Source organism: Brevibacillus sp. FSL L8-0520 (assembly GCF_037963895.1).
GTDB lineage: Bacteria > Bacillota > Bacilli > Brevibacillales > Brevibacillaceae > Brevibacillus > Brevibacillus borstelensis.
On record NZ_CP150171.1, the window covers coordinates 4,602,764 to 4,618,464 of the forward strand.

The window sequence follows — 15,701 nt, forward strand, 5'->3', positions numbered from 1 at the left end:
TCTCCTCCTCTTGTGCTTGCGACTGTATCTCGCTAAAATCGAGTATACGAACAACACAACCATTAGTAAAACGATGTTTATTAATATAATTCATTAGATTTTACTAATAATTCAAGGAGAATCCCTATGACACTGGCCCAATTGCAAGTGTTTATCGCCGTGGCCGAAGCGAAAAATTTCACGAAAGCCGCTGAATCTCTCGGTTTTACACAATCGGCTGTCTCTCAGATGATTCAAAGCCTGGAAAAGGAACTGGGCGTTCCTCTGTTTCACCGCAGCCGAAAAGGGGTCGCCACGACCAACATCGGGGAGAGAATGCTGCAGCATGCAAGGGAAATGCTGCGGATCAGCTCGCGCATGCAGCAAGAGGCAAAAGCGGCGCAAGGGATCGAGACGGGTACGCTGCGGATCGGTTCCATCCACAGCGTGTCCAATAAAATTTTGCCCGGCTTGATCGGCTCATTCCGCAAGCTGTTCCCCCAAGTGGACATCGTCTTGTTTGAGGGGGAGTATGAAGAGGTAAACAGTTGGATATCCGGCTCTGTCGTCGATGTCGGCTTTACCACCGTGCCGGGAAAGGATATGGAGTCATACACGCTTGCAACCGACAGAATGGTCGTGGTTGTCCCCGATGACCATCCGCTGCGGAGCGAGCCGTATCTCACTTTCTCCCACATTCGGGACAAGTGCTTTATTATGCCGAAGGACGAATGCATCAAAAAGCTGCTTCACACCAACGGGCTTGCTTCCACCGTTGCTTTTGAAGTCCGGGACGTGACGACGATTCTGGCCATGGTGCAGGAATGGGTCGGGGTCACGATTGTTCCGGAGCTCTACTTGCCGGAAATGCTGCCCAAGGTAGTGCCCGTCCCTTTGTCTCCCACGATTACGAGGGAGCTGGTCATCAGTACCCGCAGCTTTGATTCGGTCTCGCCAATAGCGGCAGAGTTCATTGTGCACAGCCAGCACTACATCAAGCAGCGAGCCGTCGCGATTTAAAAAAAGATCTTGCTCCTGAAAACAGGCAGCAAGATCTTTTCTCTATTAGATATCTTCTCCATCAAACTCAATATCGTTGTTGGAGGCATCTCCGGAGAAGTCGTAAAGGTTGTCATCGTCGTAGCTGTCGATAATTTCACCTTCGATGTCTGCATCGTCAAACTCTTCCCAGATATCGTTGCAAATATCTTTCACCAGGCGTCTCAATTCGCTCTTAGTCAAATCGTCAAAATCATCTTGGTATTCGTCGAGGTCAATCTCAATGTCAACAGTAATTTCGTCCTCGTCGCCGCCAAGCGTAATTTCCCAATCAAGACCTTTGTAATCGCCGTAATCGTCATTCAAATCGGTTTCCAGATCATCGATGCGATCATCGACATCGTCGTCCTTGCTGCTCTTTCTGTCTTTGAGGTCGTCGATTTCATCTTCCAGATCGGCAATTTTTGCTTCCAGATCTTTGATTTTCGCGTCCTTCGTTGCGACTTCCGCTTGCAGAGCGGTTACGCGCGTATCCGGGCGGTCTTTGACATCAATTGTGTAAGTCGTTCCATTCCAAACGACATCCTTGTTAAAGACGTTGGCCATCATCCGCACCGGGATATAGGTGCTTCCATTGACGATGAACGGCTCGATGGTCGTTGGAACATTTACACCGTTATACATAACTTTGATATTATTGTAGCTAGCCTGCACATTCTTTTTTCCGACAGCCGCATCCGTGGTGACCGGCAAGAAAGTCGCACCCGCGAGTACTACAGACGACAAGATCGGTACCCATTTTTTCTTCCACATACTACATCTCTCCCATCGTATTTTTCTGTGATGCAAAGCATTTATTTCCAATATTCAGTTGACTGGTGGCTTCACCAAAGCTTAATCGCTTTCCCTGCTACTACTGATGCTCCCGCCGGTATGTACTTTCGCGGTGCTTCCCGCATACAGTGCCCTCATCGTTCGTGGCCAAAGCATCATCTTTTACTGTACCTGTGAACGGTGAAAAAACGGTGAAATTCTGCGCCCTCTTCCAACTTTTTTTCATTCATTTTTCACGAAAATACGGTAACATGATCGCATAATGGGTTATGTGAAAAAGGGGTGGAAAGCCGTGCACATACTGGTAGCAGAAGATGATCTGATGCTGGGTCAACTGATTGCCCATCTCTTGAAGAAAAAAGGCGGATATCAGGTAGAGTGGCTGACAACAGGTGACGATGTCTGCGAGTACGCTTTGAAATCGCACTACGATGTCCTGATCCTCGACTGGATGCTGCCGGGAGAGGAAGGCGTGAGCATCTGCAGCCGATTGCGGAAAGAAGGCTATTCGGGGGCTATCATCATGCTGACCGCCAAGGATGCGCTTGAGGACAAGATTAACGGATTGGATGCCGGAGCCGATGATTATTTGATCAAGCCTTTCGAAATTGATGAGCTGCTCGCCAGAATTCGGGCTGTCAGCCGGAGAAACTTCGCTCCGATCCAGGAACAACTGGTCGAGCTGCAGAATATTCGCGTGAACCTGACACAGCGCACCGTTTTTGACGGAGAAACAGAGGTTTACCTTACTCCGCGGGAGTTTCAATTGCTGGACTTGCTCATCCGCAATAAAGGCCAGGTATTGTCCAGAGAATTGATCTACGACCGGATTTGGGGGTACGAGGCCGACGTCTCTCTGAAGACGATCGATGCCACGGTCAAGCTGCTTCGGAAAAAGCTAAACTGGAATAGCGAAAAGGACTACATACAAAGTATTCGCGGGGTGGGATACAAGCTTGATATCTGACTGGTTTTCACGCACTCGTCTTCCTTGGAGAAAGGACGTATTTGTCCATACCCAGACCAAGCTGGCCTTTCAGTACAGCATCGTCATCATGATTTTTCTCTCTCTTTTCATTACGATTGTCTATTTTTTGGTCCACTTCGCGATCTTTTTTGAACAGGAAAGACAACTGTACACCATCACCGAGCAACAGGCCCAGATCATCAAGGAATCGCTGCCGGATGAAAACCTCGACCAGCAGGATCTCGATGACCTGAGCACCATTCGCGAAAGCGGCAGGCAATTTTTTTACTATTACATAAAGCCGGATGGGAAGCTCTTGTTTGGAGATGCATGGAACCGCCGCTTGCAGCCGGAACTGCTGAAGCTGGTACAAGACTGGACACCCGGCATCCGGGAAGTCCGCTACGAGACCATGACGATCCCCACTCCTCCCAGCAACAAGCGGGGGACCAATGCTTCTCCGAACAAAGTAAAGGTAAAGAACAAAGAGGCGGATCGCGAAATAAACCTGATGATTACCGGCCAGCGCATCTATCATGGCAATGAATTGGCCGGAACGCTTTATACGGGGCGCGAAATATCGTACACCTACGAGCTGATCAAAAGGCTCCTGACGATTTTGATCGTATTGGGCATCCTGTTTCTCGGGGTTGCCGTCCTGCTCAGCTACTTTATGTCCAAACGCGCCATGATCCCGATCCGGCAATCGTTTCAACGGCAAAAGGAGTTTGTCGCTGACGCCTCTCATGAACTGCGGACACCGCTCAGCATTCTGAACTCCTCGCTGGACGTGTTTGAAATGGAAGACGGCGAGCACCTCTCCGACTTTTCAAAGACCGTCCTGGTCAACATGAAGGATGAAGTAAAGCGGATGGCCAAAATGGTCAGTGATCTGTTGACCCTCGCACGTTCGGAAACGGATCGCCCGGCTCTTACGGTTGAGCGGTTTGATCTGGTCCCGACAATCGAGCAGCTGGTGAGCTCCACAGGGCCACTGGCGCAATCCAAAAACATCAGCCTGCATCACCACATGCCCTCTATTCTGATCGTGTACGGCGATCATGAACGAATCAAGCAGCTTCTCTACATCCTCGTGGACAACGCGATCAAATACACGCCGCCAGGGGGAGAGGTGCACCTCACTGTATCTGTTGAAGCACGGGAGAAGCAAACCATGATTCTCATCAAGGTACGGGACACCGGCGTCGGCATCGCGCCAGAGGATGCGGAGCGCATTTTTGACCGCTTTTACCGGGTTGAAAAAAACCGTTCCCGGAAGATGGGAGGAACAGGTCTGGGACTTGCTATCGCCAAGTGGATTGTGGAAATCCACCAAGGCAACATTCATGTCTCCAGCGTTCCGGGCCAGGGAAGCACGTTCACCGTGGCGCTTCCGATTTCTACAAGCAAGAGCGCAGCGATTTAGTCCGCTGCGCTCTTTCCGTTGTATTTTCGAAAGCATCCACTGGCCTCCCGTTATTTCGCTAACAAAACTGAGTCAGATCAACAACTCTGGTGCACAGCCGGTTGATCAGGCTTTTCTCGTGGCTTACCACGAGCACGCCCATTTCTTGCTTGCGGGCATAGTCCAGCACGGCGTGCCAGATTTGCGCCTGGGTGATCCCGTCGAGCATCGCTGTCATTTCATCGGCGATCAAAAAACGGGTTTGCGGCCGGAGCGCCCGCGCTACACAAAAGCGCTGAAGCTCCCCGCCGGACAGCTCGTTTGGCCAGCGGCTGAGCCACTCCTCTTGAATGCCGAGAGCCGCCAGCAGCTGTTCATCCGGCCCCCCGCCCTCCGCAAGCGTTTTGCGCATCCTCCAACGGGGATTGACCGCTTTCTCCGGGTGCTGGAATACAAGCTGGACAGGATGGTACCCGGTTGCGGGGAGCGCTTTGCCATCCAGTGCAACGCTGCCCTCATGCGGGCGCTCATACCCGGCCAGGATGCGCCCCAGCGTTGTTTTTCCGCACCCGCTCGGACCGATCAGACCAACGACTTCACCCGAACGTATTGCAACGCTGACTCCCCGGAGGACCCACTGATTTTTGCTGTATCGAAACCCGATCTCACTTGCTTCAAGAAGCATGGATACACCTCACCATCCCCTCGCGAACCGCTCGCATCTCCGGCCGTCCTGCCGTACATTCGGGCGTAGCCATCGGACAACGAGGCTGAAACAGGCAGCCCTCGGGAAGCGCATTGGGATGCGGCTGAAAGCCCGGAATGGGCGCAAAGTCGTTTTTCGGAAGCGACCTCCACAGCGCTTTTGTATACGGATGGCGGAGCGCTTCGCCACCTCCGGAAAAGTCCTGTACAGGTGCGACCTCGACCGTCGTGCCTGCGTAAAAGACGGCGATCCGGTCTGCGATTTCAAGCGCCGTTTCGATATCGTGAGTGATGAGCAGCACGCCGCGCCCCTGATCAGCCAGCTCCCGAAAGCAGCCGAGTGTTTCCCGGACAGCGGCATCATCGAGACCCGGCGTAGGCTCATCCGCGATCACAAGCCGGGCACTGCTGACCAGCGCAGTGGCTACCAGCACACGCCGTGCCATGCCGCCGGACAATTGAAACGGGAGCAGCCGCTCCACTTCCGGCGCCAGGTTGTACCGGGCAAATGCCTCGCGCTGGATTTTGCGGGCAGCTGCACGGTCTGGAGAGCTCCCCCTCGCAATCTTTGCAGCGTTCCGCACCTGTTTGCCCACCTGCATCAGCGGGTCCAAATAGTTGACGGATTGCGGGATGAGCGCGATCTCCCGTCCTCTGATCGCTTCCTGGTACTCGGCTGTAAGCTTTTGGCCCGCAAATCGGATCGATCCCGAAATAGCAGCATTGCCCGGCAGTATCCCGAGTATGGCATGGGCAAGCAAGCTTTTTCCTGATCCGCTGGAGCCTACCACGGCTACAATTTCACCAGGGCAGACGGATACGCTCAAATCCGCAATCACCTTCAGGCTGCTCTGCCGAAGGCCGCTCGTATACTGTGCAAATGAAATGGAGAGCTCCTCCACCTCAAGGATCGGTTTGCTCTTCGTCTGTGTTGGCACGTACATCCTCCTCTCTTATCCCGCAAACCGGTCGGGCAACTGTTACTGATGGGCACGATGCGGGTCGGTCAGCAGCCGGAGATTGTCGCCCAGCGTATCGAAGGCCCGCACGATGATGAGCAGGGAGATTCCCGGAAAAAACGCCAGCCACCACATTCCCGAAGTCAAGTAGCGCATCGATTCCGAAAGAATGATGCCGATTGCCGGCTGGTGGGGCGACAGTCCAAAGCCGAGGAAGCTGATCGACGCCTCATGCAAAATGGCGTGGGGAAACAGCAGCACGAAGCCGACAAGCAGCTGCGGAAACAGATGCGGCAGAATATGGCGGCTGGCCACCCACCAGCGTGATTTGCCCAAACGGCGGGAGATTTGCACATACTCGGCGGACCGGAGCTGCATGACCTCAGCCCGTATGATCCGAGCCAGGCTTGGCCAATGGGTCAGCGCGATTCCAGCCACTACCCCTTTCAATCCGCCGCCCAGTGTAAACGAGATCAAGATAAGGGCGACCAGATGCGGAACGCCAAGGAACAAGTCGATCAGCCAGCTAATGGCGGCATCGACAGCCTTGCCCATCGTGGCCGCCAGCATGCCCAGCACAAGCGCAATGGCGGCACTGGCTGCAGCGGCGATGACACCCACGCCGATACTTACGGTCAACCCCTTCAGCGTCCTCGTCAGCATATCCCGGCCGAGGTGGTCTGTACCAAATGGATGCTCAAGCGACGGCGATGCGTTTCTTATGTCCAAATTGGTGGAGAGCCGCTCCTCGCCCAGCGTCAATCCGCCGACAACTACACCGATCAACAAGATGGCGGAACAAAAGGTAGTGATCAGGGTTATTTGCCTGCGGTTCACGCCGATTCCCCCTTTCTGATCCTCGGATCAACCACGCGGTAGATAATATCGGCCGCAAGATTGCCGACGAAAACGAGGAGGGCGCTGAAAATGACGATGCCCAATAGCAGCGGTACATCGCTGCGCAATCCGGCCTGAACCGTGGCCTGTCCAAGGCCGGGGTAAGAAAAGACCTGCTCGGCCAGTACCGTCCCACCAATCAGCTCACTGATGGAAGCAAATTGAATCGAAATGGCGGGCAAGGCGACGTTGCGCAAGCCATGCCGCCAAAAGAGCTGCAGTCCCTTTTCTCCCCTGGCCCGGGCAAACAAAATGTAATCGCTGGCCAAAACGTCCACGAGCTTCTGCCTCGTATGCAGCGCAACATTGGCTACGCCGAGAATGCTCAAAGTCAACGCTGGCAGGATGAGATGATAGATGCGGTTTGCCAGTGTTACATCATCGGCAAGCTTTCCCGCCGGCACTCCCAAGCCGACCGGAAACCAGCCGAGCCAGACGGCAAATACCATGACGAGCAGCAGCCCCAGCCAAAATGCCGGTGTCGAAGCCAGCGTAAAGCAGTACCATTTGATCAGCCGGTCCGCCCAGGTGCCCTGCTTCATTCCGGCGACAGCCCCGAGCGCAAACCCCAGCACACCGGACAGCAGCCAGGCCGTACTCATCAAGGCCAGCGAAGCCATAAACCGTTCTCCGATGACCTCCGCTACCGGACGGCGGAAAATCATTGAGGTCCCCAAATCTCCGTGCAATACAGCCGAGCCCCAATGCAAAAACCTCTCCAGGGGCGGCTTGTTCAGCCCCCAGTACTCGGCGATCATTTCTCTCTGCTCGCTGCTTACCCTCGTCATATCGGCTCCGACATACGCCTGCACCGGGTCCAGCGGGGAGTAGCTCACCAGCCAGAATGAGAGTATACACAGGGCAATCAGCAGTGCAGCCATTCGCAGCAGTTTTTTCAGAATAAAAGGTACCAGGCCCATTTGCTGTCACCCAAACTCCTCTTCTCTTTGTCTTTACTTCTTCCAGGACCATTCGACGATATTGTCGGTAATCGGCCACCCATGACCGTGCGGCTGAATTTTTGGCTGCCCGATATCAAGCCCGTCCCGTACCAGATACAGGTGCTGACGGTTGACCAGCCAGGCCCAGGGAGCGTCACCCTTGGCACTGAACCCGGTTTTTCCGTCCCACTGCGCCTTTTTCCAGTAGCCGAGCGCTTCTTCCTCCGTCGTCGCTTTCAGCGCCTTTTCCATGTATTCATCAACAGCCGGGTTCGCATAAAAACCTGTATTGTACCAGCCAATGCCCGCTGTTTTGCTGCTGTACAAATTGTACATCTCCAGCGGATCGTAGCTGCCCCAGCCGAACAGCACCGCATTGGAATGCATCATGCGCGCGATGTCATCCCAGCTGCCGCCTACTACTTTGATATTGATTCCGAGCGGCCTGATCATATCGGCTGCCGCGATGGCGAGCGATTGGCGCGATTGATCATCAGCCTGATAGACGAGCGTAAACTCCGCCTTCAGAGATCCTTTCTCCAGAATGCCGTCTCCATCGGCATCCTTCCAGTCGGCCGCGGCCAGAATTTTCCCTGCTTGGTCGAAATCAGCATCCTCAATCACGGTATCCGGGTTCCACCACGGCATGCCGTCCGCAACCGAGTATGCAGGCGTGCCGAAACCATCAAAAATGCCTTCCACCAGCTTTTTGCGGTCGATGGCGATATTGATCGCTTTCCGGATAGCGATATCTGCGGTCACGTCATTGCCGACCGGAGCTCCGTCCTTGGTCGCTCCGCCTGCCTTTACGACCGGGAACAGAATCCCGCGGTTATCCACGCTGTTTACCGTGACCAGATGCATGCCCGGCACTTGCTGCTTGGCGGCATTCGGCAGCACGAACGCCATGTCCACTTCCCCCGCTTTGGCAGCGGCATACGCGGCATCTTCCTTCAGGAAAAGGAAGGTCAATTTTTTAAAAGCGGACTTCGGTCCGTAATATTCCGGGTTGGCCTCGACGATCAGCTGCTGGCCCGCATCCCATTGGACGAGTTTATAGGGTCCCGAGCCAATCGGCTTTTTGGCATAGTCCTCGCCATGGGCGTGTTTGGGAACAATCCCGGTGGCGACGAGTATATTGACAAATGTTGATTGCGGATGGACGAGCGTAAACTTGACCGTAAACGGGTCGACAGCCTCCACGCTTTTCAGCACGGTGAGATCAATAACCGATCCGCTCTTGGAAGCTGTGTCATAGGTGTACGCCACATCGTCCGCCGTCAGCGGCTGGCCGTCAGAGAATTTTACATCGCTCCGCAGCTTTACCGTCCAGACCAAACCGTCGTCGCTTACCTCATAGCCTGTTGCCAGGTCGTTTACGATTTTCAAATCCTTGCCGCGTTTCAGCAGGGTGCTCTGGAACAGCGGCGAGCCGTAACGTCCCCAGCCTGTGGTCGGGTCAAAGCCGTCCTCCGGCTCATAGCCGATCGCCAGGATCAGCTCATCTTTTTTCTTTTCTGCCTCAGCACCCGTCCCTTGATTTTTGTCGGGTGCGCAGCCCGCCGCAAGCAGAAGAACCATCGCCATTATCGCCGCGATTGGCTTTGCGTACCATTTTCCAAGCATTCTTTTCTCTCTCTCCCATTCAGCAAGTAAATTTGTATGGAATCATCAGAATTTGGCCTATTTTTTCATCATACCTTATTCCCGGCAAGTTTTTTACCCTCCTCGAACAAAAAAGCAGCGTTCCGATTCAGAAACTTTTTACAATACTATGGCGAAACGAAAGTCCCGACGAATCGTCTTTATCGCAGTAGGAGTGATGATATGGGCAAGATCATAGAGGGATTGGTGATCACGACCATTTTGTATTTTGTGACTCTTTGGAGCGCATTTGCACTCTATTATTGGATTTATCAAATCCCTTTTGATCACGATTGGGATTTGTCCGGAAACTTTATCGGCATATTCATGATTACGATTCCGTATATCACGTACGGTCTGCTCATGCGCTTCATCCAGGACAACCCCGTCAGACAAGCGTTCACAGTCAGCCTGGTCACGGTCGTTTGTGAATTTTGCAGGTGGGCTCATCAGCGTGGCCCTGTGTGTCATCGCCGCCGGGATTCGACGAAGATAGCCACTGCCCGTCCTCCTAAAAAGCCTGGCTGCACTTGGCCCCGGTTCCTTCTTGTAAATCCAAGTCGGGAGGAAAAGTTGGTGCATGTAATTTGAACATTCTGACTAAAATTATTTCATTTCCACTTTCATGAAATATATGGTAGAATCACTTTTGCGTTTCCTTTCATTACCAAAAAATCGTTAAAGGTGGAAAAAACTCAAAATGAAAAAGGTTCTCTCAACAGCCGCACTACTCGCTATGTTGACTGTTTCTGCTTGTTCAAACCAGTCGACAGACACGAAGCCAGTACCACAAAACGAAGCAACAAACGCGACTCAGCAAGCTTCCGGCACGAATGGCAGCGACTCCTCGGCCGCAAAAACTGAGGCGCCTGCGGAAAACGCAAGCAATCAGACAAGCGACAAGCTTGAGCTGAAAAAAGTATTGTCTGACAAAGTCGAAATTCTGATTCCGAAAGGCTTTGACATCATGTCGGAAGAAATGGCAAAAGTGAAGTATCCTTCAGAAAATCGGCCAACATTGATCTACACCGATGCGGAAGGCTCCATCAACGTCGCTTTCAATCATACTGCCACACCGATCCAAGACGGCCAGATCAAGGAACTGAAGGATCAAATGAAGCAAATGTTTGAAGGGCTCTACCCGGATGCGACATGGTATAAGGACGAAGTAACCCAGATCAACGGCAAAAATGTCGGCTATTTTGAACTGTTAACGCCTGCTGCAGATACGAAGGTGTACAATCTCATTTTCTTTACGGAACTGGACGGAAAATTGTTAATGACCACCTTTAACTGTACCGAGCAACAAATGGATGAGTGGAAACCGCTTGCCCAACAAATTTTGCAGTCCTACAAAGTCAACTAAGGCTCTGTTCTCCGACTTGCAGACAGGCAGCCTCTTTCAAGCGGCACGCCTGTAATATTGAACACAATCGCATGATCGAAAATTGCCCTCCCCTCTCCAGAGAGGAGGGCTTTTCCTTATTGAAAGCCCCCTTGTCCATGCAGCAAAAAAGAAAGCCCCGCTAAAAGCAAGGCCTTCTCATAAACCTGAAACAGCTAACCGGTCATTTCCCGTATGAGACGTCGGAAGGAAGTGTTGGCTCCTTTCCTGATTTCGCCTCCGGAAACCTAGCGGATCACGGCTTTCCCGCTGATGGCATCAATATAAATGTATTTATCGGCGTACTTTTTGTCGCTCATCGGTACATAGATCAGCTTCGGCTTGGCGAGCTTTTCATCTTCCACGCCCTTGATTGTATAGGCCAATTGCAGCGGCATGTACGCCAGGTATTCCCGGACAGCCTGCTCCACGGGAACCGCTTTGCTCTTGTCGGGAAGAGCGACTGCTTCCGCCGACGCCGTTCTGTTCAAGAACCCGTTCGCTTTGCCCGTGGAAGGGTCCACCGTTACGATGTAGGCCTCATCGGGATATTGCTGAAGTACGGGTACTCCGTCATGGCTCTTGATAAATTCAAACTGCCAGTCTCCGGATGTGACCGGCGAGGGCTCTCCCGGTTTGATAATCTGGCTCACCTGTACCTCTGTGACTCCCGGATCGACGTATTTTTCCAGGACGCGGATCGCTTCCTTGAGCGCTGCCTGCTCCGATACGGAGATATTCGTATCCTTGCGGGGAATCGTGACATCCACGACCCGCCCTGTTGCGGCGTCCACGACGACCTCCAGCCTTTTTTCGTCTTTTGTCTCCCAGTGGAAGACTTTCTCTTTTCCTTCGCCCTCGCGCTTCTCTTGCTCCCGCTCGCTATACGGCAGGCCTTTCAGATCGGCTCCCCATTCCTCTGTCAGCAGGGCTGCCGCCTCTTCCTTCGTTTTGATGGCGGCCGCCTGCTTCTGCGCTGCAAGCGTGATCGGTTCGTGCGTGCCCAGGCGGTCGTACTCCATTCCGTTGTTTCCGGTTCCGAACTGGATTTTCCCTGTTTCCGCGTCGATATACCAATGAAGCGACCCGGACTGACCCATTTGAAAAAAGGCGACCGCCGGGGTGTAATCGAGCAGCGGCCCGAGGTCTTGCTGTTTTTGGTCAGAGGAGGAGCGCTCAAACAGCCGCTCGATGTAGCGCAGCTTCATGTTTGCGGCTACTTCTTTTTCCGCCGCCTCTCTGGAAACCGCTGTTGACGGATCAGGCAATGCGGCAAGGTCGTACGCTGACGCGTTCTTGGCAAAATCCGTGACGCGTCCCGTCTTGTCGACGACAACGTACAGATCGTCCCCGAGCACAGGCAATCCGTTGTGATAGCGTTGATATCCCGGGATGTCGGAGGAATCCTTTTCCCGGTAGTTTTTCAAGTCTTCACCCAGGACGCTTTGCAGGAACTGGCTTGCCTTTTCGCTTGCCAATGCCTTCGGAGCATGCACCCATCCCTCGTCCCGGGGGGCATCGACGCGGTAGCGGGAAATTGTATCGCCTTTCCCCTGTGTGCTGACCATTACTGTGTTCCCCTGTTCATCTGCATTCGCAAGCGTCAGCGAGGAGCCGTCCTTCCGTTTGTCTTTGTTTACCAAAACGGCCCCGGTGTTGAACTCTGGCAGCGCCTTTGCCAGTTTGTCGAGGGTTGCCTGCTCCTCGCTGTTCAACTGTCCGAACGCGACGATCCGGCCTGCGCCATCCACCCAGAGCGTGATGTCGCCAAACGGCACCGCCTTGCCGTCTTTCATTTGTTTGTAAGTGACATACATGCCGTTTACGTCCAGCTCCAAAAAACCGTTCTGCGGGCGGTATATCTCGCCTGCCGCCGTCTGTTCGTACTGCTTGCGCTGCTCGCCAAGGAGCGCGTCCAGAAACGCATTCGCTTTCTCCGCGGCCGCTTGCTCCGTGAGAGCCTGCTTGCCGGCATCGCTTGTGAACCATTTGAACATTTCCAATTGCTCTGTGCCTGTGTTGACGGCCACTTGGGCGTACTCATTGTCGCTCTTTCTCAACTCGGCCATGACCACGCCCGGCCCGACTTCCTTCACAGTCAACTGATAGCCGCCCAGCTCGGGAATCGCTTTTTGCAGCGGCTGCAATGCCTTTTGAACGAGCGCCTTCGCTTTTTGCCCCGACAGCTCGGCTGCCGCTTGCTGCAAATCACTTGGAAATAGAGACGCCACCGGCTTCCATACCGCAAACGCCAAAGCAATGCTGGCGGCTACCGCACCTGCCGCGTACAGACTGCGATACCCTTTCGCCCGTCTTTTGCTTAGCTGATCATTGATCCGCTTTTCCAATTCGGGAGTGAATTGTATATCCTGTGCCGACTTGCGGCTGACATTTCGGACCGCCTCGCGAAATTCCTTGTCTACGTCCATTCCAGCCCCTCCTCTTCCAACAGCGCCCTGAACTGCTTCCGTGCCCGGGACAGTTTGGTCCGGACCACTTCTTCTGTTACATTCAGCACCTGCGCGATCTCCTTGATCCGCAAATCCTCGTAATAATGGAGCACGATGACCTGCCTGTATTGAGGGGACATTGCCATGACCCTCTCCGCCACCTGCTCCTTGGTCCATTTTCCGATCACCGCATCCTCTACATGCTCGTCGTCTTCGCAGTCCGGCACGTCAGCTTTTTTAAAGGTAGAGAAGATGTGCTTGAAAGACCAGGAGCGGAGGTACTTGTTCGATTCGTTGATGGCGATGCGATACAGCCAGGTTTTCATATTGCTTTCCGCGCGAAAGGTCCGCAAGCCGCGAAACGCCTTGAGAAATACCTCCTGCGTAATATCTTCGGCCATGCTTCGGTCTTTGACGATGAGGTATACGAGCTGGATGATCTTCTCTCCGTACTCTCTCATCAACTGTTCCAAGACAGCCTCATTTGTCATGCGCAGCGACTGATCCGCCTGGTTAGTTTCGGGATACACGTCAGTTTGTCTCCTTCATTTCATCTCGTCCCTTGCTCTGCGCTAGTTCGCCAGGCCGTTTTCCGGCGTCACGAGGAAGCTCCAGAAGGTTCCTTTTTTGTTGATCTGGGCGATAACGGTGGGTTTGCCCTTTTTCGTAAAGGTGTACGTATCGTGCTGGACAGCCATGTTGTATCCGGTCAAATCGATCTGAAGGTGTTTTTTCACCGCCGGGCCTGCAGCGCCAATTGCTTTTTCTTTCGTGTAGAAAGGTTTCGCAAACACTTTGGGGATGTCGCTTTCAAAGACGAAATTGTCGCCGGAGATTTGTTCAAGCATTTTGATGGATACCGGTTTCCCCGTTTTGGCTCCGATGCCCACTACGTATTTTCCGTCTTTATCCGAAAGTCCCCACAAATTGTCGATGTGCTCCTGCGGGTTTTTGTAAAGCGTCGCGGAAGGCGCCAAGGGAACCTGCTTCCCCCCGGACAGTCCTTTCAGCGTTTGCTGAGCAGCTTGAACGACTGCTGCGGGAACCTGTGCCGCTTCATATTCCGCGTTGGCGTGTAGAACTTTGCCTGTGCCGGGCTCAAGCGCCACATTGACGCCTTCTCCGTTAAACGACCAGATGTTTTGCTTTTCCCACTTGATCCGCTCGACCTCACGAATGTTGAACGAACGCTTGGCGTCCATTTCTTTCAGCGTGTTCATGACAGTCGCTTTCAAAGCGGCATTTACTTCGTCGAGCTTGAAGCGTATCCGCATCGAAACAATGTCGCCATTGCTCTTGGCGATGAGGACTTCTCCCCTGTCGTCTTTGGCAGAGAGAACCCAGCAATCTTTATTTTGGCCGCTGACTCTCTCCAGCACAATGGGTTTGCCTTCTGCTAGTTGCTGCATGGCTTGGGCTGCCGCGTCGACAACCTTTTTGTCCAGCTCCGCGATGGTGATCATTTTCGGGGCCGCAGCTGGCACTGGGGCGTTATTGGCTGCGTGCACGGTCGAAGAGATTCCTGGGAACGGCGATGCTGCGGCAGATACCAACAGCGCCAGCATGCTTATGGACAAGAGTGTTTGTTTTTTCATCACGAAAATCATCCTTTCAGCTTTCGAATCACTCATTTGATCCAGCAGCGGCAATTTCGTGACACCTACAAGCAAATATTCCTCCAGAAATTTTGGATGAGTTGGATCCGTCAGGAAATCACCTCCCAACAAATCAGGGAGCTTCCCCTCTCGTTTCAGGGAGCTCCCTTACAGATAAATCCATTGATTTCCCCTACAATTGCAAGTGAACCTATCTGGAACACACCCCGCCAGGCTGAAAGGTTCAACTACTCAAGTCACAAGATGGAGATGACCGTTATGATCGTGAACTGGCTTCGAAACAATGCATACGCCTCCGTGCTGCTGTTGCTCGCGCGCCTATACATCGGATGGCAATGGCTGACCGCAGGCTGGGGCAAGCTGACCAGCGCTGAAGGCTTTCAAACCGCCAAATTTCTGCAGAACGCCGTTGCCAACCCCGTTACCAGCCATAATGAAGTGATTTATCCGAACTTCACCGCATTTCTGGAGAGCTTCGCCCTGCCTAACGCCCAACTGTTCAACTTTCTGATCCCGCTGGGCGAGTTTCTCGTCGGGCTTGGCTTGATCCTCGGCTGCTTGACCACGGCTGCCGGATTCTTTGGGGTCGTGATGAACTTCGCTTTCCTCTTGGCCGGCACCGTCTCTACCAACCCGTGGATGATCTTGTTTGGCATCTTCCTGCTGGTCGGCGGCCGCAATGCTGGCATGATCGGTCTTGACCGCTATCTGTTTCCGTTTTACGACCGCTTGTTTCATAAGAATCCGCCCAAACCGATCCTTCTTACAAACCGGAAGATCATTTAACCGGAGCTCTTGTGTTGGATGCGTGAAAAGGCCCTGACCCTCCATGCGGCAGATTGCTGGAGGGCCAGGGCCTTTTCAAGGAAGTTATTTCTGTTTCTCATAAATGGCAACAGCTATGGAGGTCAATCCAATTAC

15 protein-coding genes are annotated in these 15,701 nt (G+C 53.3%); 6 read left to right on the plus strand and 9 right to left on the minus strand.

Annotated elements, in window-relative coordinates:
• The first annotated feature begins 126 nt into the window (after window positions 1–126).
• The gene (locus tag NSQ24_RS22565; protein WP_024985226.1) at window positions 127–999 is read left to right on the plus strand and encodes a LysR family transcriptional regulator; all 873 of its coding nucleotides are present in this window, start codon (window positions 127–129) and stop codon (window positions 997–999) included.
• Window positions 1,000–1,044: 45 nt separating this feature from the next.
• On the opposite strand, the gene NSQ24_RS22570 is transcribed toward NSQ24_RS22565, so the two are convergent.
• The gene (locus NSQ24_RS22570; RefSeq protein ID WP_338463195.1) at window positions 1,045–1,791 is read right to left on the minus strand and encodes a stalk domain-containing protein; all 747 of its coding nucleotides are present in this window, start codon (window positions 1,789–1,791) and stop codon (window positions 1,045–1,047) included.
• Between the two features lie 313 nt (window positions 1,792–2,104).
• Between NSQ24_RS22570 and NSQ24_RS22575 the strand changes: the two genes are divergently transcribed.
• Together NSQ24_RS22575 and NSQ24_RS22580 are read left to right on the plus strand one after the other, a co-directional pair.
• On the plus strand, window positions 2,105–2,779 hold the full coding sequence (locus tag NSQ24_RS22575) for a response regulator transcription factor (RefSeq protein ID WP_003390081.1): 675 nt from the start codon (window positions 2,105–2,107) through the stop codon (window positions 2,777–2,779).
• The gene (locus NSQ24_RS22580) at window positions 2,769–4,205 is read left to right on the plus strand and encodes an ATP-binding protein (RefSeq protein WP_122957825.1); all 1,437 of its coding nucleotides are present in this window, start codon (window positions 2,769–2,771) and stop codon (window positions 4,203–4,205) included. The genes NSQ24_RS22575 and NSQ24_RS22580 overlap by 11 nt, the downstream gene beginning before the upstream one ends.
• A 58-nt stretch (window positions 4,206–4,263) precedes the next feature.
• Here NSQ24_RS22580 and NSQ24_RS22585 read toward each other — a convergent pair whose 3' ends face one another.
• Genes NSQ24_RS22585 through NSQ24_RS22605 form a run of 5 tightly spaced genes read right to left on the minus strand, consistent with a single transcriptional unit; the run spans window position 4,264 to window position 9,312 of the window.
• Window positions 4,264–4,869 carry an ATP-binding cassette domain-containing protein gene (locus NSQ24_RS22585; protein WP_003390084.1) on the minus strand — a complete coding sequence of 202 codons (606 nt, stop codon included), beginning with the start codon at window positions 4,867–4,869 and terminating at the stop codon, window positions 4,264–4,266.
• Window positions 4,859–5,827, minus strand: a complete 969-nt coding sequence (locus NSQ24_RS22590) for an ABC transporter ATP-binding protein (protein ID WP_003390085.1) — start codon at window positions 5,825–5,827, stop codon at window positions 4,859–4,861. Before NSQ24_RS22590 ends, NSQ24_RS22585 begins: the two co-directional genes overlap by 11 nt.
• A 42-nt stretch (window positions 5,828–5,869) precedes the next feature.
• A complete protein-coding gene (locus tag NSQ24_RS22595; protein WP_243014135.1) occupies window positions 5,870–6,685 on the minus strand; it encodes an ABC transporter permease in 816 nt (271 codons plus the stop codon).
• Window positions 6,682–7,665 (minus strand): ABC transporter permease, encoded by a 984-nt coding sequence (locus NSQ24_RS22600; protein ID WP_024985224.1) that lies wholly within the window; start codon window positions 7,663–7,665, stop codon window positions 6,682–6,684. The genes NSQ24_RS22595 and NSQ24_RS22600 overlap by 4 nt, the downstream gene beginning before the upstream one ends.
• A 33-nt stretch (window positions 7,666–7,698) precedes the next feature.
• On the minus strand, window positions 7,699–9,312 hold the full coding sequence (locus NSQ24_RS22605) for an ABC transporter substrate-binding protein (RefSeq protein WP_243014134.1): 1,614 nt from the start codon (window positions 9,310–9,312) through the stop codon (window positions 7,699–7,701).
• A 201-nt stretch (window positions 9,313–9,513) separates the two neighbouring features.
• Between NSQ24_RS22605 and NSQ24_RS22610 the strand changes: the two genes are divergently transcribed.
• Together NSQ24_RS22610 and NSQ24_RS22615 are read left to right on the plus strand one after the other, a co-directional pair.
• On the plus strand, window positions 9,514–9,921 hold the full coding sequence (locus NSQ24_RS22610) for a hypothetical protein (RefSeq protein WP_003390089.1): 408 nt from the start codon (window positions 9,514–9,516) through the stop codon (window positions 9,919–9,921).
• A 109-nt stretch (window positions 9,922–10,030) separates the two neighbouring features.
• On the plus strand, window positions 10,031–10,696 hold the full coding sequence (locus NSQ24_RS22615) for a hypothetical protein (RefSeq protein WP_003390090.1): 666 nt from the start codon (window positions 10,031–10,033) through the stop codon (window positions 10,694–10,696).
• Window positions 10,697–10,962: 266 nt separating this feature from the next.
• Here NSQ24_RS22615 and NSQ24_RS22620 read toward each other — a convergent pair whose 3' ends face one another.
• The 3 genes from NSQ24_RS22620 to NSQ24_RS22630 are packed head-to-tail and all read right to left on the minus strand — an operon-like array spanning window position 10,963 to window position 14,759.
• Window positions 10,963–13,143 (minus strand): YcdB/YcdC domain-containing protein, encoded by a 2,181-nt coding sequence (locus NSQ24_RS22620; protein WP_172920993.1) that lies wholly within the window; start codon window positions 13,141–13,143, stop codon window positions 10,963–10,965.
• Complete coding sequence (locus NSQ24_RS22625; protein ID WP_039070164.1) at window positions 13,134–13,694, minus strand: sigma-70 family RNA polymerase sigma factor; 561 nt, start codon at window positions 13,692–13,694, stop codon at window positions 13,134–13,136. Before NSQ24_RS22625 ends, NSQ24_RS22620 begins: the two co-directional genes overlap by 10 nt.
• 42 nt (window positions 13,695–13,736) lie before the next feature.
• Window positions 13,737–14,759 carry a hypothetical protein gene (locus NSQ24_RS22630; RefSeq protein ID WP_039070216.1) on the minus strand — a complete coding sequence of 341 codons (1,023 nt, stop codon included), beginning with the start codon at window positions 14,757–14,759 and terminating at the stop codon, window positions 13,737–13,739.
• 279 nt (window positions 14,760–15,038) lie between these two features.
• On the opposite strand from NSQ24_RS22630, the gene NSQ24_RS22635 reads away from it, so the two are divergent.
• Window positions 15,039–15,566, plus strand: coding sequence for a DoxX family protein (locus tag NSQ24_RS22635; RefSeq protein ID WP_003390095.1), 528 nt, complete (start codon window positions 15,039–15,041; stop codon window positions 15,564–15,566).
• The last annotated feature ends 135 nt before the right edge of the window (window positions 15,567–15,701 follow it).

Bases quoted from the DNA above. Each gene is read 5' to 3' on its own strand.
- NSQ24_RS22600 (WP_024985224.1), bottom strand. From the start codon at position 7,665: ATGGGCCTGGTACCTTTTATTCTGAAAAAACTGCTGCGAATGGCTGCA.
- NSQ24_RS22615 (WP_003390090.1), top strand. From the start codon at position 10,031: ATGAAAAAGGTTCTCTCAACAGCCGCACTACTCGCTATGTTGACTGTT.
- NSQ24_RS22585 (WP_003390084.1), bottom strand. From the start codon at position 4,869: ATGCTTCTTGAAGCAAGTGAGATCGGGTTTCGATACAGCAAAAATCAG.
- NSQ24_RS22610 (WP_003390089.1), top strand. From the start codon at position 9,514: ATGGGCAAGATCATAGAGGGATTGGTGATCACGACCATTTTGTATTTT.
- NSQ24_RS22605 (WP_243014134.1), bottom strand. From the start codon at position 9,312: ATGCTTGGAAAATGGTACGCAAAGCCAATCGCGGCGATAATGGCGATG.
- NSQ24_RS22635 (WP_003390095.1), top strand. From the start codon at position 15,039: ATGATCGTGAACTGGCTTCGAAACAATGCATACGCCTCCGTGCTGCTG.
- NSQ24_RS22620 (WP_172920993.1), bottom strand. From the start codon at position 13,143: ATGGACGTAGACAAGGAATTTCGCGAGGCGGTCCGAAATGTCAGCCGC.
- NSQ24_RS22565 (WP_024985226.1), top strand. From the start codon at position 127: ATGACACTGGCCCAATTGCAAGTGTTTATCGCCGTGGCCGAAGCGAAA.
- NSQ24_RS22570 (WP_338463195.1), bottom strand. From the start codon at position 1,791: ATGTGGAAGAAAAAATGGGTACCGATCTTGTCGTCTGTAGTACTCGCG.
- NSQ24_RS22630 (WP_039070216.1), bottom strand. From the start codon at position 14,759: ATGAAAAAACAAACACTCTTGTCCATAAGCATGCTGGCGCTGTTGGTA.